We start from the raw sequence: 22,279 nt of genomic DNA, 5'->3' as shown, positions 1-22,279 counted from the left end.
TGAGTAAGCGAGTAATTAACTCATTAAAACTGACTTAATGAAAAAAATAATAAATGAATTAAGTGCATTCATTTACCGCGGTAGAAAATTTTAAGCTTCACAACTTTTAACAGCACTAGCAGATACCGCTCTTTGTTGGCACAGCCAAGCACCTGCGCGTTTAGGATCGTTTTTATCCCTATTACACCGCTTAACGCCATCATCTATAAAGCTTGGCGAACTCATGGTTTTAATAAACAAGTTAGACTGACCTTTAGCTTTACTTTTCAAATCCGCTAAAATTAACTTAGTTGAATTTCGTACCGCTTTATCACAATTTAATTGCGATAAACCTGCAGCGCTGCTGTGAGAACCACTGGTCTTCATATTATTAACGACGGCAACATCAATCTCTTCAACCTGTAAATTTTTAGGTTCATGCTGAGAGAAATGCACCACTCCAGCCTCATCTACCCATTTATAAATTTCTGCAGACACTGGGTAGGAGAGCACTATTAATAAGCTAGTGGATATGAGCGAAGGCTTAATATTTAATTTTATCATTTGTAAATCGTATAATAATTATAAATAGTAACCCTAACTTACTGAAAGTAAATTCAAAAATAAATAGCTCTTTAGGGTGTCTAATTCAATTTTACGGTAATTATGACCGTATAGGTAAAGGCATACATATTTTATTAACTATTATGAATAGCACTGATTAACTTATGTGGTTCATTTACGCCAAGATAAATGGCATCAATACCGTTGACAGGATTTGTAAGTAAAATACGGACATTAGGTACACCACTGAAATTGTAACGCTTAATATGTTCACTTCGAGCAATCACATCGTGATTGATATTAATTGAGGTGATGTTAGACAGACTAATCGTAAATTGGTTAAACACCCCATAGCGCACATATAATGTTTGTTGGTCAATGCTGATAGGACGACGTGACATCGCGCGATACTCTGCAATGAAAAAAGCCAAACTAAAACAGGTTAAACCAGTAATGATGTTTGCAGCAAAAGGTGACCATATAAAATGAATCAGTAAATGCATTAAGGGGATTTCAAAAGCAATCATTAACATAAAACCAAGTGCATTCGATTGATTAGCATCCTTAAGGTGATAATAAAAATGTTGCTCCCCTTTATAGCTACTTGGTTTAATAAAACGACTGCAAAAAACAAAACTCCATACTCGCGTTTCAAGCATTAGCACACTGGCCAGTATGCCATTGCCTACGAGGTTTATAATTGAATTTTCAATAGCTATATCAGGATCTTAACCGCTTTTTACGGCTTGCCTAATAGCAAGTATTACGCACAAAATAGCACTTAACTCTATGATAAAAAATCCCGTGATTAGTACATAGCGTAAATCTGTTAAGTGTAGCCATAAGACTTGATTTTCAGCTGGAATAAAATAACTACCGAGAGCGACAAACAGCGCAAAGTAACTTAATGACTTGAGCAAGGCTAACTTATTGGATTTTACACACACAAAACAAATTAATGGCATTGTCACCATCATATCAATCAGTAAAAGCCATTCACTTTTTACTCTGCCAAAATCGTTTAGCCACATATCATGGGTATAAAAATACCACCAAGCTATCGACATGCAAACGAAGCAAACAAAAGGAAGCTTTAGTATTAACTTGTGCTTTGTCATGGTGGATATATTCCTTTATAAACACATTATTTAGTATTGTTACCATTAGTCATTAATAGCTGAATTAATTACTCTCGCCTTAGATAAATAAAACAATCCGTGGCTTGTTTAACATCATCAACCAGATAATCTTTAGTATGTTTTTCAACAAGCTCAAAACCTTGCGCTTGGCATAGTTTAATCACATCTTCAGATTGAAAATAGTGCATATGCACGCGGTCACCCACTGCTGATTCTTGGGTAACGGAATTCTGATAATCATCTTCCATAAAGCTAATAAACAATTAACTGTTGGCAGCTAATACATTAGCTAAATCAGTAATAAATTGTGTTAACTCGAATTGCTCTAAATAAGGGATACAAAACGCACATATAGCAATATTAAATGTATCAGCTGAAGATTGAGGGCGTAAATCATTCAAGTCACGCATATCTCTAACATGATAATGACATTGCGGATTGTTTTGCTTAGCAAGCTTAATCATCGCTGGTGCAAGGTCAAAACCGGCAATAGCAATATTGAGTTTTTCGTTATCTGTGGAGCGCCAGTTCAATAAGTATTGGCTAATATTACCTGGGCCGCAACCAACCTCTAGTATGGTTGATCTATGCAATGTTTGTTCTTCAAAGATTAGTCCACATAACTTATCTAAACTGTCGCTATATAAATCACAGTCCATGTATTTATCTTGATATTTTTGGGCCATTTTATTAAACGTTGAGACAGTCTCATTGACCTTATCCATATAATTATTCAGTCCATTTAGTCAGCTTACAGAAACAAAAATATTCAATTCACAGTGGGTAAAAGATTAACCAATATTACAATTTTTGGATATAAAAAAACCACCCTAAGGTGGTTTTTACAATCATTGCGTATCTAGAACTAAACTAGTGCAAGTGCAAGTGCAATAATTAAAGTGCGCTAATCGCGTCTTTACATAACTGAGTAATACGTTCCCAGTCACCCTGCTCCATTGCATCAGTTGGCGCAATCCAGCTTCCACCAATACAATCAACGTTTGGCAGGGCCAAGTAATTTTTGTAACTCGATGGTGTAATACCACCCGTTGGACAAAAACGAATATTAGCTAAAGGCCCCGAGAAAGCTTTAAGCGCATTCACGCCGCCAGACGCTTCTGCAGGGAAGAATTTAAAGTGGGTATAACCCAGCTCCATTCCAACCATAACTTCAGAAATACTCGCAACACCAGGAATTAAAGGCACATTACCTTTTTTCGCAGCTTCAAGTAATCCTTTTGTAGCACCAGGGGTAATGATAAATTGTGAACCTGCATCAATGGCTTGCTGAAGATGAAGTTCATTTAAAATTGTACCTGCACCCACAATCGCTTCTGGCACTTCTTTAGCAATTAATTCAATTGCTTCTAAAGCACACTCTGTGCGTAAGGTAATCTCTAAAACACTTATGCCACCCGCAACCAATGCTTTCGCTAACGGTACAGCATGCTCAATTTTATTGATAACCATTACAGGAACAATCGGACTGCGTTTAAAAATATCTTGCGGCTGTATTGTCCAGTTATTCTCAAGCATTCGTTAATCTTCCTTAAAATTAGTAAATTTCGTCAATGGCACTGGTACTGCGAGCGCCTGTTTCAGGACTGCTTAAACTATTTCGAAGTGCACCAAATAGTTCGCGTCCCATGCCATAACTTGAATGATGTAAATCCACTTTACCGGCAACACGTGCAGCTAAGGTTGCTTCATCCACAAGTAAACTTAATTCGCCAGTTTCGGCATTAACACGGATTAAATCGCCATCTTCTACTTTGGCAATCATTCCACCATCTAACGCTTCTGGCGTTAAATGAATTGCAGCAGGTACTTTACCCGACGCACCAGACATACGTCCGTCGGTGACTAATGCAACTTTAAATCCTTTGTCTTGGAGCGTGCCAAGGTACGGCGTGAGTTTGTGTAATTCAGGCATACCATTAGCTTTAGGTCCTTGTCCTTTAACAACAACGACACAATCTCTGTCTAATTCACCCGCTTGGAAAATGGCATCAAGTTTGTTTTGATCGTCAATAACAACGGCAGGACCTTCAACAATACGGTTACCGTTAGGTACTGCAGAGACTTTAATCACTGCACGGCCTAAATTACCTTTAACCAATTTTAAACCACCATTATTTTGGAATGGTGTAGCAACGTTGGTTAAAACTTCTTTGTCTAGACTTTCAATCGGTCCATCTACCCAGGTTAGCTTGCCATCAAGAATACGTGGTTCTTGAGTGTATTTACGTAGTCCGAAACCTGCGACGGTATTAACATCTTCGTGAATAAGGCCAGCATCCAGTAATTCTTTAACTAAAAATGCCATTCCGCCTGCAGCGTGGAAATGGTTAATATCTGCATGACCATTCGGATACACTTTCGCCATTAATGGCACACAGTCTGATAAATCAGAAAAGTCATCCCAGTTAACAATGATGCCAGCTGCACGAGCGGCGGCAACAATATGCATTGTTAGGTTAGTTGACCCACCTGTTGCAAGAATACCGACAATACCGTTAACCACTGATTTCTCATTAACGACTTCGCCAATTGGTGTGTATTGGGTGCCCATTTCGGTTAAACGACACACTTGCTTGGCAGCCATAGCGGTTAATTCATCACGTAATGGATCGTCTGGATTCACAAAAGATGACCCAGGAAGCTGCAGCCCCATGATTTCAAGCATTAACTGGTTTGAGTTTGCAGTACCGTAGAAAGTACATGTCCCCGCACTATGGTAAGAGCTTGATTCAGCTTCAAGCAATGCAGCACGATCAACTTTACCTTGGGCAAATTGCTGACGTACTCGTGCTTTTTCTTTATTTGGAATACCCGACTTCATTGGCCCTGCTGGGACAAACATCATAGGCAAATGACCAAAGCTCAGTGCACCAATCAATAAACCAGGTACGATTTTGTCACAAATACCCAGCAGTAATGCACCGTCAAACATATTGTGAGAAAGACCTACTGCAGTTGACATAGCAATGACTTCACGGCTAAGTAAGCTGAGTTCCATGCCAGGCTGACCTTGAGTCACACCATCACACATTGCAGGAACACCTGCTGCAACTTGTGCAACACTACCGACTTCCTGACACGCTTTCTTTAAAAATTCTGGATAAGTCTCATATGGTTGATGTGCAGAAAGCATGTCATTAAACGCAGTAACAATACCAATATTGGCTTTTGTTAATTGACGCAATGATTCTTTATCTGCAGGCTGACAAGCAGCAAAACCATGAGCTAAATTACCGCAGCTTAATGCACTGCGATGAACACCTTTGGCACTGGCATCATTTAATGCCGCTAAATATTTTTTACGAGAATCTTTGCTGCGTTCGATAATTCTATCGGTTACAGCTTGAACTACTGAGTGCATAATGGACTCCTTTAAGCGCTATAGAACACATCAACGGGCGTCTTGCGCTGCGCTAATACTGCTCTGATAGGCATTTCGTTCACATCGTCATTTTCTAACGCTTGGCGATATACGGATAATTTTGACTCACCTACAAGGTGAAGATAGATTTGACGGCTGTTTAAGATTGCACCTTTAGATAAAGTAATACGTGCATGTGGCGCTGTCGTTGGATTAACCGCTGCACACAAAGACTCGGTGGTAAATGCATTATCTAATTCAGCGCTGCACGGGAACCAAGAACAGGTGTGTCCATCTGTTCCCATACCTAAAACAACGACATCAAAAGGTTTAGGGAAATTAGCTAATGACTCAATGGTCATATCACAGCCTTTCTCTGGGCTATCAAACATGTTTTTTAAACCGCGAAATTTTGCATTTGCTGCACGATTTTGTAATAGATGTTCACGGACTAAACGCTCATTTGAGTCATTGGCTTCAGCATCAACCCAACGTTCGTCAGCCAATGTAATGTATACATCAGCCCAATCAATGGCTTTATTACTGAGTAATTTGAATAATTTCAACGGTGTTGAGCCACCAGAAACAACTAAGCTAGCTTTACCTCGGCTATCAACTGCGTCTTGTAATTGGCTAGCAATTTTATCAGCAAGCTTTGCTTCTAAATCGCTAGGTGTATCAAATGATTTAAATACAGATTCTTTTATCATCATCAATCCTTACTCGTCCCAAGAACGGCCGTCTTTAGTAATAAGAGCAACTGAAGCAACTGGGCCCCAAGTGCCTGCTGGGTAAGGCTTTGGCTTTTCGCCGCCGTTTTCCCAAGAATTCATGATGCCGTCAACCCAAGTCCATGCTTCTTCAACTTCATCACGACGAACGAATAAGGCTTGGTTACCAATCATGGCTTCTAATAACAAACGTTCATAAGCATCAGCAATGCGTTCGTTTTTGAAAGTATCGGTGAAACTTAAATCAAGCTTGGTAGTTTGAATGCGCTGTTTCTCTTCCAAACCAGGCACTTTATTCATCATTTGAATTTCAACGCCTTCATGAGGCTGTAGACGAATCGTTAATTTATTTGGAGGCAAATTACGCATGCTGTCGCGATACAAGTTCAACGGTGGATTTTTAAAGTAAACCACAATTTCAGAACTCTTAAATGGCATACGCTTACCACTACGTAAGTAGAAAGGTACGCCAGCCCAACGCCAGTTATCAATATCAACACGCAGTGCTACAAAAGTTTCAGTGCTTGATTTAACGTTTGCACCTTCTTCTTCAAGGTAACCAGGTACTGGGCTACCTTTTAAGAAACCAGCGGTGTATTGACCGCGCACAGAATTCTCAAAAACGTTATATGGTGTGATTGGACGCAATGATTTAAGGACTTTTACCTTTTCATCACGAATGCTGTCAGCATCAAGATTGACTGGAGGATCCATTGCAACAAGGGTTAACACTTGTAATAAATGGTTTTGGATCATGTCACGCATTTGACCTGCAGTATCAAAATAACCCCAGCGGCCTTCAATACCCACTTCTTCAGCGACAGTGATTTGTACATGATCAATGGTTCGGTTATCCCACTTCGATGCAAATAAAGAATTTGCAAAACGAAGTGCTATCAGATTTTGTACTGTTTCTTTACCTAAGTAATGGTCAATACGATAAACCTGATTTTCATTGAAATACTCAGATACTTTATTATTGATAACTTTTGAAGACTCAAGACAAGTACCAATTGGCTTTTCAAGCACGATACGCGTATCAGAGTGAATAAGGTTTTGTTCATTAAGACAACGACAGATATCGCCGAAGATAGAAGGAGGTGTTGCAAAATAACTTACCATGACTCGCTTAGTAGGCTCTAATAAGTCATGGAATGCTTTATAGCCTTCAGCTTCTGTAAAGTTAGTGCCGATGTAATGGCAACGAGCAATAAATCTTTCTAGGGTTTCTTCACACAATTCGTCTTTAACAAATGTGTTTAACGCTTTATGTACTAAGGCGACAAACTCTTCATGAGTGAAGGCATCTTTAGCGACACCAATCACTTTCGTATCTTTATCTAGCAGGTTTGCTTTATCTAATTGATAAAGTGAAGGCAGTAATTTACGTCTCGCGAGATCGCCCTTCGTACCAAAAAGTACAAAATCGCAAGCCTTAGCCCCTGATGATGAGTTACTCATTGCTTTACATACTCCTTTATATTGTGTGCTCATTGGCTATTATTTTGTGCTGCCGATGATTTAAAACACACTTTTGTTGTAATATAACAACAGAATTAGATTTGTGCATCTATATTTTGAAAATATTCGTTTGTCTTGTATCTAGCCTTTTTAACATAAAACCTGATAGTATTTTGGTGATTAAATTACTCTACTATCTCTTTATAGTTACAGAATAACTCAGTAAACTGACTACATAACGTTTATAGAAGTACGAAAATTACTTCATTCACTATTAAAATGTAATTTATGATATAAAATTACATCATCCATTTTAGCGGACAATTGCTTATGAATACCCTTGAAAAGGTGCAAAAGAGCCTTACACAATTTAGTAAGTCAGAGCGTAAAGTGGCAGAAGTTATCTTATCTTCTCCACAAACAGCTATCCACTCTAGTATAGCTACGCTTGCGAAAATGGCTGACGTCAGTGAGCCAACGGTGAATCGCTTTTGTCGCCGTCTAGATACTAAAGGCTTTCCTGATTTTAAATTACATCTAGCGCAAAGTCTTGCTAACGGTACGCCTTATGTTAGCCGTCATGTCGAAGAAGATGATTCTCCAGAATCATATACAACAAAAATCTTCGAATCTTCAATGGCATCCCTTGATACAGCACGTCAAAGCCTAGATGTAGTAGCAGTTAACAAAGCAGTCGATATCCTGACTCAAGCTAAAACCATCTCGTTTTTCGGCCTAGGTGCTTCATCTTCTGTTGCTCACGATGCGCAAAATAAATTTTTCCGCTTTAATGTTCCAGTTATATGCTTTGATGATGTACTGATGCAACGAATGAGCTGCATTGGCTGTGATGAAGGTGATGTGGTCGTACTAATTTCACATACTGGACGTACCAAATCATTAATTGAAATAGCCCGTATTGCACGTGAGAACGGCGCTGCCGTGATTGGTATTACTGCACGTAATTCCCCTCTTTCACACGAATGTACTCTACCAGTGACGATGGAAGTGCCAGAAGATACAGATATGTATTTGCCTATGGCATCTCGTTTAGCACAGCTCGTCACAATTGATGTTCTGGCAACCGGGTTTACCCTTCGCAGAGGCCCACGTTTTCGAGATAATTTGAAGCGTGTTAAGGAAGTTTTAAAAGAATCACGAGTTAATAAAGATCTTACTATTTAAATATTTCCTTTAAATGACAAGACTGAAAAGCCGAACAGTATTAACTGTTCGGCCTTTTTTTTGTCTAAAGATCGATTATGTCACAAAAATAAAACACAAAAACCGTTCTTTTTGTTTGTAACTTTCCTACATAATGCCAAAATCTCTGTTAATATAGTTTCATTATATGTACCGAATTCTTTTTCTTTAAATTAACGGAGTATCTTATGTTCCGCAGAACTAAAATCGTTACTACACTTGGCCCTGCAACTGATCGTGATGACAATTTACGTAAAATCATCGCAGCGGGTGCGAATGTGGTGCGTCTTAACTTCTCACATGGTTCACCAGAAGATCATCTTAAACGTGCTACTGACGCTCGTAACATCGCTAAAGAGTTAGGCGTTCATGTCGCAGTATTAGGTGACTTACAAGGCCCTAAAATTCGTGTTTCTACTTTCAAAGATAACAAAAAAATTCAACTGAATTTAGGTGACATCTTTGTTTTAGATGCGGCATTAGGCAAAGGCGAAGGTGACGAAAAGCAAGTTGGTATTGATTATAAAGAGTTACCAAACGACGTTGTTATCGGTGACATCTTAATGCTTGATGATGGTCGTGTTCAACTTCGAGTTGATTCAGTAGATGGTCAAAAAGTTTTCACTACTGTTACTGTTGCTGGTCCTCTATCAAACAATAAAGGTATCAATAAGCAAGGTGGCGGTTTAACTGCACCAGCATTAACTGAAAAAGATAAAGCTGACATTTTAACAGCTGCTCAAATTCAAGTTGATTACCTTGCCGTTTCATTTCCACGTACTGGTGCAGATTTAGATTTAGCTCGTAAACTTGCAGAACAAGCTGGTAGCTATGCATTAATCGTATCAAAAGTGGAACGTGCTGAAGCTGTTGGTACTGACGAAGCAATGGACGATGTTATTAAAGCATCTGATGCTGTAATGGTTGCTCGTGGTGACTTAGGTGTTGAAATTGGCGATGCTGCATTAGTGGCTGTTCAAAAGAAACTCATTAAGCGCTCACGTCAACTTAATAAAGTTGTTATTACAGCGACGCAAATGATGGAATCAATGATTTCAAGTCCTATGCCAACACGTGCAGAAGTAATGGATGTAGCTAACGCTGTATTAGATGGCACAGATGCGGTAATGCTTTCAGCTGAAACTGCTGCCGGTGACTTCCCAGAAGAAACTGTGTTAGCAATGAGCAACGTTTGTAAAGGTGCAGAACAACATCCTTCAGTGATGTCTTCTAAACATAGATTGGATCAAAAGTTCAATTCTATCGAAGAAACTATCGCCCTTTCTACTATGTATGCAGCTAACCACCTTGAAGGTGTTAAAGCGATTATCAGTTTGACTGAATCTGGTGAGACAACTAAATTAATGTCTCGTATCAGTTCATCATTACCTATTTTTGCGCTGTCACGTCATCAAAAGACGTTAGCAAAGCTTGCATTGTTCCGTGGTGTGATGCCGGTTCAGTTTGACTCTACAGCAGTCGCAGCAGATGCATTAGCTTCTGAAGCACTAAAAGCTGTCGCTAAAGCTGGTTACCTTAAATCAGGTGACATGGTCTTAATGACTAAAGGTGATGCGATGGAAACAGTTGGCGGCACAAACACTTGTAAAGTGTTAGTCGTAGCTTAGTTGATTTTGTAACTACATTTACATCAAGCTCAATGGCAATTAACTCGCTATTTAGCTTCATAAAAAAACCACCTCAATGAGGTGGTTTTTTATTACGTGTGTTTTAATCTTTCAAATAGCATTAATTATAGTGATTCAAAATCATTCACATTAATCGCAGCTAAACGTTTTGTATCAGCATCAACCAATTGGTCGTACTCTTGCTGATCAATAACATTGTTTTCTAACGCTTCACTGAAACTAGTTAGAGCAGGTAGTTTTGGCGTGAGTTCACCTGCCTTCTGTGCTTTTCTCAAGCGAGCATATAAATGCTTACACTCAATCTTTGCAAGAAAAGCTTGTTCAACTTCAGCAATACCACTCTTATCCCCTTCAAAATCAGCACATAAGAAAGTAATACGATCCCTTGCTGGTGATGGTTGTAAGAAGTTGTCTGCTAATGTCGTCGCTTGTTTATCTGATGGCGCATTAAAATGATTGCCTAATGGGAATATAATCACTTTCAATAATATGCCAACAAGCTTACTTGGGAAGTTACGTGTTGCTTCATGAAGCGCTTTAGCCGCAAGATGTAAACGTTCTGTCATTACATAATGCACAATCGGCAAATCGTCTTGTTGACGGCCATTGTCTTCAAATTGCTTTAAAGTGGCAGATGCTAAATAAAGTTGGCTAAGTACATCACCCATACGCGCAGAAATCATTTCTTTACGCTTTAAGTCACCACCCATTATTAGCATAGACAAATCCGTCATGATGGCTAACCCCGATGATAATCGGCTCATGTCTTTGTAATACTGCTGCGTGGTACCACTCACTGGCGATGAATTAGTTTTACTGGCTGTTAATGCATTAAAGAACGCCATAGCACCATTACGTGCTGCGTAGCCCATATGACCCATCAACAAAGCATCAAAACGGTTAATTGCTGCTTTTTGATCTTCCATCGCTGCAGTTTCCATTTCAGCAAGGACATAAGGATGACAACGTGTTGCTCCTTGACCAAAAATCATCAGAGAACGAGTGAGGATGTTTGCGCCTTCAACCGTTATCGAAATTGGGCTAGACATGTATGCATGACCTAAGTAGTTTTTAGCGCCAAGCTGAATGCCCTTACCTGATTGAATATCCATTGCATCTTCAACCACATCTCGACCCAGTTCAGTCATATGGTATTTGGCAATAGCCGTTACTACTGACGGTTTAACCTTAAGGTCAATACCTGTTGTCGTTAAACAACGCGCGGCTTCAAGTTGATAAGTATTAGCAATGATACGGGCTAAAGCTTCTTGTACGCCTTCAAACTTACCAATTGGCATGCCAAATTGTTGTCTGACATAACTGTAAGCAGTTGTTGTTTTGGTCGCCATTTGCGCTGATGCCGTGGCAAGTGCAGGTAGAGAAATACCGCGACCAGCTGATAAACACTCAACCAACATTCTCCAACCTTTACCGGCAAATTGAGGGCCACCAATAATCCAATCAAGGGGGATAAATACATCTTTACCTGTGGTGGTGCCATTCATAAATGCCATCATGAGTGGGTTATGGCGACGGCCAATTTCAACCCCTTCATGATCGGTAGGAATTAACGCACAAGTAATACCAATGTTTTGTTCATCACCCAATAAACCTTCAGGATCGCGCATTTGAAACGCTAATCCGAGTACGGTCGCAACAGGTGCTAAAGTGATATAGCGCTTATCCCAAGTTAAACTTAATCCTAGGGTATCTTCACCATTAAACTCACGACGACAAACGATACCAACATCTGGAATAGCACCAGCATCTGAACCTGCCTCAGGGCCAGTTAACGCAAAACACGGTAATTCTTCACCAACCGCTAATGCTGGTAACCAACGCTCTTTTTGCTCTTGAGTACCATAGTGAGTCAATAATTCACCAGGACCCAGTGAATTAGGTACCATAACTGTCACAGCAGCACTGATACTTCTGGTAGCAATTTTACTTACAATAGTTGAATTCGCATAAGCAGAGAACTCACGACCACCAAACTTTTTAGGGATGATTAAGGCGAAAAAACCTTCTTTTTTAAAGTAATCCCATAATTCAGGAGGTAGATCTTTACGATTATGAACAATGTCATAATCGTCAATCATTGTGAGAGCTGTCATCACTTGATTGTTAATAAAGTCTTGTTCTTCAGCAGAGAGTGTTGGTTTGCCGTAGTTATGTAACGTATTCCAGTTAGGGTTACCACGGAATAACTCACCTTCCCACCACACATCGCCAGCTTCCATAGCTTCTTTTTCAGTACTTGAGAGCGGTGGTAACACTTTTTTGAAAAAACTAAAAACAGGACGCGTAATAAAACGCATCCTTAAATTTCGGACACCAAATAGCACAATCAGTGCTATTAAAACTAGTATGAGGACAGTCATGTTAATCCCTTATTCCTTTGCTAAAATGGGTACTGAAACGCCAGCTGCCATATATGGTATGACTTTACGTATAATTGCTTCGGTATCGTTATGTTCACCATAATCTGCTGCAGCAATTTCATTTAATGCATCTGCAGAAGCCATAGTGAAAACAATTGTGCCTAAGGTAAAGTGTAGACGCCAAAACATTTCTGCAGGCGGAATATGCGGCGCACTTGCTGAAACCGCTTTTACGAACGCTTCTAAATATTGTCCATAATGCGTTGTGATAAACCAACGCAAATGACCTTGACTCTCAATATAACCACGACCTAACAACTGTAGAAAAATCGTTGTTCCGCCATGACGTACCAGATTGAGTTCCAGCAAGGGCTTAATTAGCGATGAAAATATTTCATTCAAATTAGCAAGTTCTGGATTTTTAAATAACCTTTGTATTTCAGCTGCTGCACTAGGCATAAACACATCTAAGTAGCGTGCTAACACTGCTCGAATGAGTTCTTTCTTTGAACCAAAATGATAGTTAACGGATGCCAAATTGACTTCAGCTTTACTGGTAATTAACCTTAACGATGTTTCTGAAAAGCCTCTTTCGGCAAATAATTTTTCAGCGGCATCAAGAATTCTTGTTTTTGTATCTGTTCTGCTTGCCATTCCATGACCCATTTCAATTAAAACACTCGTTTAAATTAAACATTGAGCGCACACTTGTCAATCTAATTTACTGTTAACAGACTAAGTTAATAGCAGGTTTATAGGCATCACAGCGGGTTCTGTTAACTTATATGCAATATAAGCCTTATTTATGTAAACTAACGCCGACAATAAAAACAAGGAAAACGATAAGATGAAACACCCTTTTAAACAGCCGTCCAAAATTGCATTGGTTATTTCAATTGCATTAGGGCTTACTGCCTGCCAACAAGCAGAAGAAGAAATCATCACTTCAACAGCGGAAGTTCAAAATACTGTTATTAAAGCAACATCAACAATTGATAGTGAATCAGCAATTAAGTTTATTAATCAAGCAGAAACTGAGTTGGCTCAATTGTCTATAGAAGGCGCTCGTACTGAATGGGTATATAGTAACTTTATTACTGAAGATACAGCAGCACTCTCAGCTGCTATTGGTGAGAAAATGACTTCTCGCTCAGTTAGCTTTGCTACCGAAGCTGCCAAATATGCCAATGTAGAACTCGATCCAGTCAATGCCCGTAAGTTACATATTCTACGCAGTAGCCTTGTTTTGCCCGCACCTCTCGATCCAGTAAAGAATGCAGAACTTGCACAAATCAGCTCAGAATTAAACGGCTTATATGGCAAAGGGAAATACTGTTTTGATGATGGACGTTGTCTCACGCAGCCTGAACTTTCAGCGTTAATGGCTGAGTCTCAAGATCCCGCTGTATTATTAGAGGCTTGGCAAGGTTGGCGTGAAATAGCTAAGCCGATGCGCCCTTTGTTTGAACGAGAAGTTGAACTTGCTAATGAAGGCGCTAGAGACTTAGGTTTTGCTGATCTATCTGAATTATGGCGTAGTCAATATGATATGAAACCAGACGACTTTTCTGCAGAACTCGATAGATTATGGGGTGACATTAAGCCTTTATATGATTCTCTACATTGTTACGTACGTGGCGAGTTAAACGAGCAATATGGTGATGACATCGCACCTAAGCAAGGTCCAATTCCTGCTCATCTATTGGGTAACATGTGGGCACAGCAATGGGGAACCATATACAATTCAGTGGCACCTGAAGATGCTGATCCTGGTTATGATGTAACAGCCCTACTTGCTGCAAATAATTATGACGAAATTAAAATGGTTGAACAAGCTGAAGGCTTTTTCTCATCCCTTGGTTTCGATGAATTACCAGATACTTTTTGGACACGTTCCCTTTTTGTTCAACCCAAAGATCGTGATGTCGTTTGTCATGCATCGGCTTGGGATTTAGACAACGAAGATGATATTCGTATTAAAATGTGTATTCAAAAAACTGCTGAAGACTTTACTGTTATTCATCATGAGCTTGGCCACAATTATTATCAACGCGCCTATAAAAACCAGCCTCATTTATTTAAAGGCTCTGCCAATGATGGTTTCCATGAAGCTATTGGCGATACCATCGCATTATCAATCACTCCAAGCTACTTAAAACAAATAGGCTTACTTGACGAGGTACCTGATGCTTCGAAAGACATAGGCCTATTATTAAAACAAGCACTCGATAAAATTGCTTTTATGCCATTTGGCTTAATGATTGATCAGTGGCGCTGGAAAGTCTTCAATGGCGAAATATCACCTGAACAATACAATCAAGCTTGGTGGGATTTACGTGAAAAATATCAAGGTGTTGCTGCACCGATAGCACGTACAGAAGCCGATTTCGATCCCGGAGCTAAATACCACGTACCAGGTAACGTGCCTTATACACGCTATTTCTTAGCTCATGTACTTCAATTCCAATTTCACAAATCGTTATGTGACATTGCTGGTAATGAAGGCCCTGTCCACCGATGCAGTATTTACGGCAACAAAGAAGCTGGCGATAAGTTAAATCAAATGCTAGAAGCTGGACTCAGTCAGCCTTGGCCTGAAGCACTGAATATTGTTACTGGTACTAAGTCAATGGATGCTAAAGCGGTATTGGATTATTTTGCGCCATTGCAGGTTTGGCTTGATGAGCAGAATAAAACCGAAAATCGTCAATGCGGTTGGTAATCGAGTCAATATAGATACACCTATTGGTTTTGGTAAATAATCAAAACATTAAAGAGCACCTAATTAAGGTGCTCTTTTTGTAGCTACAATAATATTTAGCCTTAAATCAATTCTAGGCACATTAACCTGATGACTGCTAATGTCAGTCTTTGCATATCCTAATCAATTAATATAAATCGAATACAAATACCAACAACATAACCTTTTGCTTCTTCAATCACACAAAATCTCATTTATCCCTTTACTGAACACAACGCCACAATTTAACCAGATCAAAACAAATGAGAAACAGGTGAGCAACCAAAACCTACACACCTTTTAACGACATTAATATAACACCTGTTGTTATTTTGACTTATACGATCTAGATCACATAAACAGCCGTTTATGAGACAAGTCTTTGTGGTAATTTACGTTCGATTACAAAGTGAATGGAGTTACTTGTGCAGCGAATGCGTAGGTGATCCTATTACATCAACAATCCACATTCGGATTTTTGTTGATTTCAATACCGTTAAACACCCGCCTTCGCTTAAAAATATAATTAATCATTCAATTATTAATTAGCCCTTCTTCATTCTAAGTATTGTTTTCTTGAATTATTCAGGAGCAAGGAGTTTTGTGTGAAAAAAAGTAACTATGTAAAACTAAGAAATGGTCGAGCTAAACGGATCCGTAAAGGTTCGACATTAAATTATGCTAACCACAAAACTAGCATTCACTTTCTCTTCATCACTATGGCAGTGTTGTATTTCGTCATGTAAGTGCAAAGCCGGTTCAATGATGCCTTTTGTGAATAATTCAGCAACAACAAACAACATGTAAGCTACTGTTAATTAACTTATTAGTTTCGACTTTAAACATTTTATAACCATCAGCTTTGCTTTATACAATATCTTTTATGAAATGTCTCACTAGTTCACATTTATGGATAAAACATAGTTATTTTTTTAGATGAAAATGACAAAGTTATTAATGGAATCAATTTCAAAAGCACTCAAACCTCAGTACTACTAACTAATATTTGAACGTGAGTGATTGTTAATTAATGACTGTTATTAGTGATTGTTATTAGTGATTGTTATTAGTGATTGTTATTAGTGATTGTCACCAATGGTTGTTGATTACAATTTTTTGCTTAAAAAGATTTAATCATTAGCTGTGATTGAATGCTTCTATTGAGAAGAATATTGACTCCGATCGGTGTATCTAAGCCGCAATATCCTTTGTTTTACTTAATACAATTTAATGATCTCCAGGAGTTATGGTCGAGTCTACAAGACATCAAACCTAATCCCGCAGCCTTCTAAAACATTAAATCGGTTTCAAACAATGAAACCTAGGCACAACATGAACAAGAAAAGTTATCAAAAACACAGAAATGAACGTTCAAAACGTTTAAATAACGAAAGCAGTGATAAAGCAAACAACACAACCACAATCATTATATTTGTGATTCTTATCGGTGTACTTGGCTATTTACTGATATAACTGCAGCAAAGATAAACAACACGTAAAGCCCTTTCCCACGGGCTTTATTAATCACATATTCCTAACGACATAAGCATTATCTAAAGCCGCTGCCTTTACGATTGGTTTCACTTGCTACTACGCGTTGCTGTTCAGATTTGACTAACATCACAAACAAAGCTCCTGTTCCACCTTGTTCGCGGGTTGCACTGTGAAAAGCTTGTACCTCTTCTAACTGAACTAACCAATGATTAACAGCCGACTTCATCAATCCAGCAAAAGGTTTGCTTTTAAACCCTTTGCCGTGAATAACTAATATATTTCTCTCACCTCGCCCATAGGCTTGTAGAACAGCATCGATTAACAATTCACGTGCTTGAACCAAACGATAAGCATGCAGATCTATTACAGATTTAGTTTTATATTTACCTAAACGTAAATGACGAAACACTTCTTCTTGGACACCATTGATTTTATAGCTAATGATCTCCTCTGGTTCAATCGGTAGTATCAAAGCAGGATCAACAGTAAGTTTATCCAAATACTCGTTTTGTGCTGCCGCAGCTCGTCTTGCTAACTGTGAGTCAGTCGGCAAATGAGTGGGTTGATTAAAATGACTATCATTGACCTTAAGTGGCTTAACACCTGCCATTTCTTCCCAAAATAAATCACTGTCTTCTTGCTGCATCATCAACTCCTACACAATTTGTAAAGATTCCACGCTTTTGCTGCGGATTATAATAATTTATAGTGTCATCCATATCTTGAACTGCATACGCATTCATTTAAAACTCATTTTAAGAGCATTATATTTACATGAGCCATATAAAACTTTTGTTTATTTTCGTTTTATCTTTTTTCAGTCACTTTTCAACTGCTGAAACAATGACAGACAACGACTTAATTAATGCTAACTATAAAGTCTTTTCTTCAGGATTTGAAAAATTAGATCTCAACATCATTGATCAAATTTATGCTGATGATGCCGTTTACATTTCAGAAACCTTCGATAAAGAAATTGTGGCAGGTAAAGAAAATATCTTATCCTTGTATAAAGTCTTTTTTAAGAAAATTGCTAAAAAATCAGCCCATATCGATGTCGATTTTAGAGTCATCAACCGAGAATTGACCGATGAAAATGCAACCGATGTAGGTTATTACTTAGTGCGTTTCCATCCCCGTAAAGAAACTGGCGAACCAACAAGTGTATTCTCAGGAAAGTTTGTTCTCGTGTCTCGCAAAGTTGGTGAGCAACAATGGCAGTTTATTGTTGATTCAAATACTAAAGTTAAACCTGATTTCTACTTCTCTGCAAAACCAAGTTCAAACTTATACTACGGGCGTCAATTTAATCCGCTAATAGAATCGCATGAAGAAACCACGGCTTTACATGAAAATCATCAAGAGTCTGACGAACACGACCATTAATTTGTTCATGTTTAGTCAATAAAATCGCAATTAGAAATGCCATAACGACGGTGGATCGATAAAGATATTCTGTTACGCTTTAAAAATCTGTACCATTGTCATTTCAATACTAATCAATAAAATGCCAGCAGATCATTAGCCATTAACATGACAATAAACATTCAATCTCCTTGCCCTTGCGGCAGAACACTCACTTACGCCCAGTGTTGCCAGCCATTTCACTTAAAAGTTAACACTGCAAATGATGTAGAAACACTCATGCGCTCTCGTTATTGCGCTTTTGTTCTACAGCATCATCAATATTTAATCGACACCCACCAGCCTGACTACTTAAACGGCTTAACCATTGAACTTCTAGCGCAAGGCGCAGATGACACTGAATGGTTAGGATTAGACGTAGAAGAATCGCAAAATGATTTGGTCGAAGGCACAGTCACTTTTAAAGCATGGTATATAAACAATAATGACATCGATGCTATTTACGAGTGTTCACAATTTCAGAAGTTGAATGGCATGTGGTATTACACAGAAGGAGAACAAAGAGCGGCTGAGTTACCCAAACGAAATGATAAGTGCGTTTGCTACAGTGGAAAAAAGTTTAAAGCTTGTTGCATGCGAAAAATTGTCTAACGTTAAAGTTTTAAAGTGACATCAATGCTTAATGAACCGCTGTATTTTGCTCAAAAATGAACTTTGAAAATTCGTTTTCTCTTATAGCGGGACTGTATAAATACCCTTGTGCATGATGGCAACTACTATCTTCGAGGAATATTTCCTGCTCTTTAGTTTCAACCCCTTCCGCTGTCAATGATATGTTCAAGGCTTTGGCCATTGCGATAATTGCGCTAACTATCTCTCGGCTTTCATGGCTAGTGGTTAAATCTGATATAAATGAACGATCTATTTTTAACTTAGTAATAGGAAATTGCTTTAGATAACGCATAGAGCTATAGCCCGTACCAAAGTCGTCAATGGCTAAGCCTACACCCAAGTCAGCTAATTCTTGACACAAACGAGTGGCATGTCGAATATCACCCATTAATTCAGTTTCTGTTATTTCTAGAATCAAACTCTGTGGTTTTATTCTATAACGAGTGACTAAATTCCAAACTTGCTCGAATAAATTGCCACTGAAGAACTGTCTTGCTGCAACGTTAACATGCATCACTATGTCGACATCTTTACGCTGCCATAAATTAAGCTGTTTACAAGCCGCTTCGAGAACCCAGTCACCGATAGCATTAATCATTCCTGATTGTTCTGCTATTTCAATGAACGCACCAGGATAAAGTATGCCCTTTTTAGGGTGATGCCAGCGTATTAACGCCTCAGCACCAATATACTTGTGGTTTTTTAAATCCATTAACGGCTGATAATAGAGTTCAAATTGCCTACCACGGATAGCAGACATTAAATCTCTTTCTATATCAGCATTATTTTTAAACGTGGCTAATAAATCATCATTGAATATCTGAAAATTCAACATGGCTTTCTTCTTGGCATATTGCAGTGCAATATCAGCACAAGATAAAGGTGAGAATTGTGATGCAACAGCAGCGACATCCACAACCGCGATGGCTGCTTTAGGATCAACTTTTTCGCGACCGATAACAGAAGGAACAGCTAGCTTTTGATAAAGCTTAAAAACAACTTCTTCAAGAATTTCTGTTGATTCAAGATCAGGTAACAAAACGGCAAACTCATCACTGCCTACACGTGCAACATCAATGGCATTATTACTTAGTGCGAAGTGTTTTAATCTACGTGCAACTTCAGTTAACAGTGCATCACCTTGCTCATGACCACTGGTGTCATTAAAACGTTTGAAGCCCATCAAATCGATTAGAAACAGTATACCGTTTGAAGCTCGGTCAAGTTGCTGGGTGAAATGCAGCCGATTATGCAAGCCTGTTAAAGTACAATTCCAAGCAAGGTTTTCTAATTCGTCTTTATGTCGACGCTGCTCAGAAACATTAATACAAGAAACCAAGGCATAATAATTACCTTGCTCTGTTACAAAGCGGTTGGCTTGATACTGTACCCAGTATTTAGTGTTATCGACTCTCTCCAGCTCTGCTTCACCTTGAATCGTTTCACCAGCAATTAATTTTTCAGTGAGTTCATTGGCAAGTTCACGTTTACCACGGAAAAAATCTAAAGTAATTAACTCGTTATCTTGAACAATTTCGCGAGCAAGCCCTGTCATCTTTTCATGAGCAGGATTGACGTACTCAATGATCTGAGTTTTCAGATTGATTAACATCAGTACATGCTTAGCTTGTTCTGTCGCACTATGAAACAAAGTTAGTCGTTCATTATTGTCATAGGCATAACGCGTTGCGAGGGTCAGTGCTAATTGATCTGCAAATTGACATGCAAATTCTATGTTTGGTATGGATAATTCAACTTGGTGATCAAACTCAATACAAAGTAGACCTTCGATATGGCCATTTATTCGGATGGCCACATCAAGATTAGATTCAATTCCAGTTTGTTTATAATAGTCAGAAAAACAGCTTAAACGCTTATCAGTTGCTGAAATGCTACTGGCAATGTGTCTATAACGGCGGATTTCTTCAAAATATGATTCAGAGGCAAAATTATCATGACGTAATTGCTTAATCGCATCACTAATAGCGACTACAGGGGAAAGGCAGGCAACAACTTTTTGCTCAAGTGCTTTATTTCGTAGAGAAATAACAGACACACAAGTGGCATTAAAATGCTTCAACAGCAATTTACAGACTAATTCAGAGGTTCCGGTGAAGTCCCCCTTTTCTTTAGCCACAGAGTTTACAATTAACTCTAATAAGTGTTGCTCAGTTTGCTTCATTATTATTCCCAAAAAGACAGCATAGCAATCGGGTTGACCTCATTCTTAGGAGGTCTTTATCCATTTAAAATCAGGGTAATTATCATACCCATAAGTGTTATACAGAAAAAAACCTGTACATAGGAATAAACAAAAGGTCTATCCCAAAAGTATTAGTGTTACGAAGGTTACACTTACGGCATAAAATTGCAAGATGTAACCCTTAAATTTAGGTTGTAACCAAGATTTTTCGCTTTTACAGACTGTTTTCTAACTGAAAAATCATTTTCTCAGCTGTAAATTCAAACTCAATAAACACCGTTATGTGATTGTCGGTTTCATCAAAACGAGTGTTAACAGAGTCAAAACGTGTTTCTGCTTTTTCAATAATCGCCTGAGCATCCGCTAAGGCTGTTTCGCCTTCAACTTGCAAAATCAACTGCGTATCTTGTTCATCGATCACAGTACCGATATCAACAAATGAACCACAATCATTACAGCTATCACTAACTTGAACGTCTTGCTTAGTAATCGTTTTAATCATATTAATCGCCTTTCACTGCTATAAAGCGTCAGCATAACGTAAAACTGTCATTTATTATCTAGCTAGTTCACACAATTAGCAGAACATAATATTCAACAAATGTGACAACAACAATCATTACAGTTTAAAAATCAAGCAACTGCATAAAGCTGGTTTGCTAAAGTCTCACTTATTTTACGCTGAGTGGCTAATTGATCTAAAAAATGAATTTGATTTATTTCTGTAATTTCTGGAACTGATTGTTGGTGTTTTAATTTAGTAAGCTCATCGCAATTAGCCAAAACGATTTGCATTTCATCCTCATATTGCCCGCGAGTCACTAATGCTTCGGGTTTTAAAGCTTGTTGTAAATGAAACTGCGATACCCCGCCGCGTTGAAAATCAGTGGCGTGATCTATAGCTTGCTGTTGTGATAAATCACATACGAGTTGTTGAGCTTGAGGTAACTGAAAAGTTTTGTATAGTTTTTCATCGACATTGAGTTCTTTATCAAGTTGAAATTGTGACATGTCACGAGCATCAACAGACAACATAGATAAAAGAAGGCCAAATTCACCACGACGATCATGTTCAATCGCATCATTTAAACGATTGCCCAGTTGTAGTTCATTGACTAAAGGAAACTCAATTTGCATATGAAAACATCATTAATTACTGCGATTGTTATTTTATCGACCACTTGAACAAATACTTGAGAGTTATTTTCGATTTTGGCTTTACTTATATTTAATTCGTGACTATTATTCTCGCCGCAATTGAGGAGGGGTTCCCGAGTGGCCAAAGGGATCAGACTGTAAATCTGACGGCTCAGCCT

At 38.6% G+C, this 22,279-nt stretch carries 22 protein-coding genes; 7 read left to right on the top strand and 15 right to left on the bottom strand.

Going from position 1 to position 22,279, the window contains the following annotated elements:
* Positions 1–90: 90 nt before the first annotated feature.
* From LMH66_RS03770 to zwf, 9 genes are all read right to left on the bottom strand, one after another.
* Positions 91–543 carry a DUF4124 domain-containing protein gene (locus tag LMH66_RS03770; RefSeq protein ID WP_229368597.1) on the bottom strand — a complete coding sequence of 151 codons (453 nt, stop codon included), beginning with the start codon at positions 541–543 and terminating at the stop codon, positions 91–93.
* A 134-nt stretch (positions 544–677) separates the two neighbouring features.
* The gene (locus LMH66_RS03765) at positions 678–1,202 is read right to left on the bottom strand and encodes a hypothetical protein (protein WP_229368596.1); all 525 of its coding nucleotides are present in this window, start codon (positions 1,200–1,202) and stop codon (positions 678–680) included.
* A 69-nt stretch (positions 1,203–1,271) separates the two neighbouring features.
* Positions 1,272–1,661 (bottom strand): hypothetical protein, encoded by a 390-nt coding sequence (locus LMH66_RS03760; RefSeq protein ID WP_229368595.1) that lies wholly within the window; start codon positions 1,659–1,661, stop codon positions 1,272–1,274.
* Between the two features lie 68 nt (positions 1,662–1,729).
* A complete protein-coding gene (locus LMH66_RS03755) occupies positions 1,730–1,945 on the bottom strand; it encodes a hypothetical protein (RefSeq protein WP_229368594.1) in 216 nt (71 codons plus the stop codon).
* Positions 1,946–2,407, bottom strand: coding sequence for a class I SAM-dependent DNA methyltransferase (locus tag LMH66_RS03750; protein WP_229368593.1), 462 nt, complete (start codon positions 2,405–2,407; stop codon positions 1,946–1,948).
* Positions 2,408–2,576: 169 nt separating this feature from the next.
* Positions 2,577–3,218, bottom strand: coding sequence for a bifunctional 4-hydroxy-2-oxoglutarate aldolase/2-dehydro-3-deoxy-phosphogluconate aldolase (locus tag LMH66_RS03745; protein WP_229368592.1), 642 nt, complete (start codon positions 3,216–3,218; stop codon positions 2,577–2,579).
* Between the two features lie 19 nt (positions 3,219–3,237).
* Positions 3,238–5,064, bottom strand: a complete 1,827-nt coding sequence (gene edd / locus LMH66_RS03740) for a phosphogluconate dehydratase (protein ID WP_229368591.1) — start codon at positions 5,062–5,064, stop codon at positions 3,238–3,240.
* Between the two features lie 11 nt (positions 5,065–5,075).
* Positions 5,076–5,774: a 6-phosphogluconolactonase gene (gene pgl, locus LMH66_RS03735; protein WP_229368590.1), complete on the bottom strand. Its 699-nt coding sequence runs from the start codon at positions 5,772–5,774 to the stop codon at positions 5,076–5,078.
* 9 nt (positions 5,775–5,783) lie between these two features.
* A complete protein-coding gene (gene zwf / locus LMH66_RS03730) occupies positions 5,784–7,256 on the bottom strand; it encodes a glucose-6-phosphate dehydrogenase (protein WP_229368589.1) in 1,473 nt (490 codons plus the stop codon).
* 330 nt (positions 7,257–7,586) lie between these two features.
* Here zwf and LMH66_RS03725 point away from each other — a divergent pair, with 330 nt between their 5' ends.
* Together LMH66_RS03725 and pyk are read left to right on the top strand one after the other, a co-directional pair.
* Positions 7,587–8,441: a MurR/RpiR family transcriptional regulator gene (locus LMH66_RS03725; protein WP_076541003.1), complete on the top strand. Its 855-nt coding sequence runs from the start codon at positions 7,587–7,589 to the stop codon at positions 8,439–8,441.
* A gap of 206 nt (positions 8,442–8,647) precedes the next feature.
* Entirely contained in the window at positions 8,648–10,087 is a 1,440-nt protein-coding gene (pyk, locus tag LMH66_RS03720) for a pyruvate kinase (RefSeq protein ID WP_229368588.1), read from the top strand.
* 125 nt (positions 10,088–10,212) lie between these two features.
* Here the strand turns inward: pyk and LMH66_RS03715 are convergent, their stop codons facing one another.
* Complete coding sequence (locus LMH66_RS03715) at positions 10,213–12,489, bottom strand: acyl-CoA dehydrogenase (RefSeq protein ID WP_229368587.1); 2,277 nt, start codon at positions 12,487–12,489, stop codon at positions 10,213–10,215.
* Between the two features lie 9 nt (positions 12,490–12,498).
* On the bottom strand, positions 12,499–13,143 hold the full coding sequence (locus LMH66_RS03710) for a TetR/AcrR family transcriptional regulator (protein WP_229368586.1): 645 nt from the start codon (positions 13,141–13,143) through the stop codon (positions 12,499–12,501).
* A gap of 193 nt (positions 13,144–13,336) precedes the next feature.
* On the opposite strand from LMH66_RS03710, the gene LMH66_RS03705 reads away from it, so the two are divergent.
* The 3 genes from LMH66_RS03705 (at position 13,337) to LMH66_RS03695 (ending at position 16,702) form a co-directional block, all read left to right on the top strand.
* Positions 13,337–15,211 (top strand): M2 family metallopeptidase, encoded by a 1,875-nt coding sequence (locus LMH66_RS03705; RefSeq protein ID WP_229368585.1) that lies wholly within the window; start codon positions 13,337–13,339, stop codon positions 15,209–15,211.
* Between the two features lie 623 nt (positions 15,212–15,834).
* Complete coding sequence (locus tag LMH66_RS03700) at positions 15,835–15,975, top strand: hypothetical protein (protein WP_157936199.1); 141 nt, start codon at positions 15,835–15,837, stop codon at positions 15,973–15,975.
* 586 nt (positions 15,976–16,561) lie between these two features.
* The gene (locus tag LMH66_RS03695) at positions 16,562–16,702 is read left to right on the top strand and encodes a hypothetical protein (protein WP_229368584.1); all 141 of its coding nucleotides are present in this window, start codon (positions 16,562–16,564) and stop codon (positions 16,700–16,702) included.
* Positions 16,703–16,778: 76 nt separating this feature from the next.
* Here the strand turns inward: LMH66_RS03695 and smrA are convergent, their stop codons facing one another.
* Entirely contained in the window at positions 16,779–17,369 is a 591-nt protein-coding gene (smrA, locus tag LMH66_RS03690; RefSeq protein WP_229368583.1) for a DNA endonuclease SmrA, read from the bottom strand.
* A gap of 128 nt (positions 17,370–17,497) precedes the next feature.
* Here smrA and LMH66_RS03685 point away from each other — a divergent pair, with 128 nt between their 5' ends.
* Together LMH66_RS03685 and LMH66_RS03680 are read left to right on the top strand one after the other, a co-directional pair.
* Positions 17,498–18,109 (top strand): YybH family protein, encoded by a 612-nt coding sequence (locus LMH66_RS03685; protein ID WP_229368582.1) that lies wholly within the window; start codon positions 17,498–17,500, stop codon positions 18,107–18,109.
* A gap of 147 nt (positions 18,110–18,256) precedes the next feature.
* Complete coding sequence (locus LMH66_RS03680) at positions 18,257–18,739, top strand: YchJ family protein (protein ID WP_229368581.1); 483 nt, start codon at positions 18,257–18,259, stop codon at positions 18,737–18,739.
* Between the two features lie 28 nt (positions 18,740–18,767).
* On the opposite strand, the gene LMH66_RS03675 is transcribed toward LMH66_RS03680, so the two are convergent.
* The 3 genes from LMH66_RS03675 to LMH66_RS03665 all read right to left on the bottom strand — a co-directional run bounded on the left by LMH66_RS03675 (position 18,768) and on the right by LMH66_RS03665 (position 22,100).
* Positions 18,768–20,945 (bottom strand): EAL domain-containing protein, encoded by a 2,178-nt coding sequence (locus LMH66_RS03675; protein WP_229368697.1) that lies wholly within the window; start codon positions 20,943–20,945, stop codon positions 18,768–18,770.
* A gap of 232 nt (positions 20,946–21,177) precedes the next feature.
* The gene (locus LMH66_RS03670; RefSeq protein WP_102527228.1) at positions 21,178–21,465 is read right to left on the bottom strand and encodes a DUF406 family protein; all 288 of its coding nucleotides are present in this window, start codon (positions 21,463–21,465) and stop codon (positions 21,178–21,180) included.
* A 131-nt stretch (positions 21,466–21,596) separates the two neighbouring features.
* Entirely contained in the window at positions 21,597–22,100 is a 504-nt protein-coding gene (locus LMH66_RS03665) for a VC2046/SO_2500 family protein (protein ID WP_229368580.1), read from the bottom strand.
* Between the last annotated feature and the right edge of the window lie 179 nt (positions 22,101–22,279).

Source organism: Shewanella sp. 10N.7 (assembly GCF_020806285.1).
In the GTDB taxonomy this organism is placed as follows: Bacteria; Pseudomonadota; Gammaproteobacteria; order Enterobacterales; family Shewanellaceae; genus Shewanella; species Shewanella electrodiphila.
Note: the sequence above shows the minus strand (reverse complement) of the source record. Positions and strands in the feature narration are given on the sequence as shown.

What these genes read in the sequence shown, in the direction of transcription:
- LMH66_RS03770 (WP_229368597.1), bottom strand. Translation starts at nt 543, where the DNA reads ATGATAAAATTAAATATTAAGCCTTCGCTCATATCCACTAGCTTATTA.
- LMH66_RS03765 (WP_229368596.1), bottom strand. Translation starts at nt 1,202, where the DNA reads ATGCTTGAAACGCGAGTATGGAGTTTTGTTTTTTGCAGTCGTTTTATT.
- LMH66_RS03760 (WP_229368595.1), bottom strand. Translation starts at nt 1,661, where the DNA reads ATGACAAAGCACAAGTTAATACTAAAGCTTCCTTTTGTTTGCTTCGTT.
- LMH66_RS03750 (WP_229368593.1), bottom strand. Translation starts at nt 2,407, where the DNA reads ATGGATAAGGTCAATGAGACTGTCTCAACGTTTAATAAAATGGCCCAA.
- LMH66_RS03745 (WP_229368592.1), bottom strand. Translation starts at nt 3,218, where the DNA reads ATGCTTGAGAATAACTGGACAATACAGCCGCAAGATATTTTTAAACGC.
- edd (WP_229368591.1), bottom strand. Translation starts at nt 5,064, where the DNA reads ATGCACTCAGTAGTTCAAGCTGTAACCGATAGAATTATCGAACGCAGC.
- pgl (WP_229368590.1), bottom strand. Translation starts at nt 5,774, where the DNA reads ATGATAAAAGAATCTGTATTTAAATCATTTGATACACCTAGCGATTTA.
- zwf (WP_229368589.1), bottom strand. Translation starts at nt 7,256, where the DNA reads ATGAGTAACTCATCATCAGGGGCTAAGGCTTGCGATTTTGTACTTTTT.
- LMH66_RS03725 (WP_076541003.1), top strand. Translation starts at nt 7,587, where the DNA reads ATGAATACCCTTGAAAAGGTGCAAAAGAGCCTTACACAATTTAGTAAG.
- pyk (WP_229368588.1), top strand. Translation starts at nt 8,648, where the DNA reads ATGTTCCGCAGAACTAAAATCGTTACTACACTTGGCCCTGCAACTGAT.
- LMH66_RS03715 (WP_229368587.1), bottom strand. Translation starts at nt 12,489, where the DNA reads ATGACTGTCCTCATACTAGTTTTAATAGCACTGATTGTGCTATTTGGT.
- LMH66_RS03710 (WP_229368586.1), bottom strand. Translation starts at nt 13,143, where the DNA reads ATGGCAAGCAGAACAGATACAAAAACAAGAATTCTTGATGCCGCTGAA.
- LMH66_RS03705 (WP_229368585.1), top strand. Translation starts at nt 13,337, where the DNA reads ATGAAACACCCTTTTAAACAGCCGTCCAAAATTGCATTGGTTATTTCA.
- LMH66_RS03695 (WP_229368584.1), top strand. Translation starts at nt 16,562, where the DNA reads ATGAACAAGAAAAGTTATCAAAAACACAGAAATGAACGTTCAAAACGT.
- smrA (WP_229368583.1), bottom strand. Translation starts at nt 17,369, where the DNA reads ATGCAGCAAGAAGACAGTGATTTATTTTGGGAAGAAATGGCAGGTGTT.
- LMH66_RS03685 (WP_229368582.1), top strand. Translation starts at nt 17,498, where the DNA reads ATGAGCCATATAAAACTTTTGTTTATTTTCGTTTTATCTTTTTTCAGT.
- LMH66_RS03680 (WP_229368581.1), top strand. Translation starts at nt 18,257, where the DNA reads ATGACAATAAACATTCAATCTCCTTGCCCTTGCGGCAGAACACTCACT.
- LMH66_RS03670 (WP_102527228.1), bottom strand. Translation starts at nt 21,465, where the DNA reads ATGATTAAAACGATTACTAAGCAAGACGTTCAAGTTAGTGATAGCTGT.
- LMH66_RS03665 (WP_229368580.1), bottom strand. Translation starts at nt 22,100, where the DNA reads ATGCAAATTGAGTTTCCTTTAGTCAATGAACTACAACTGGGCAATCGT.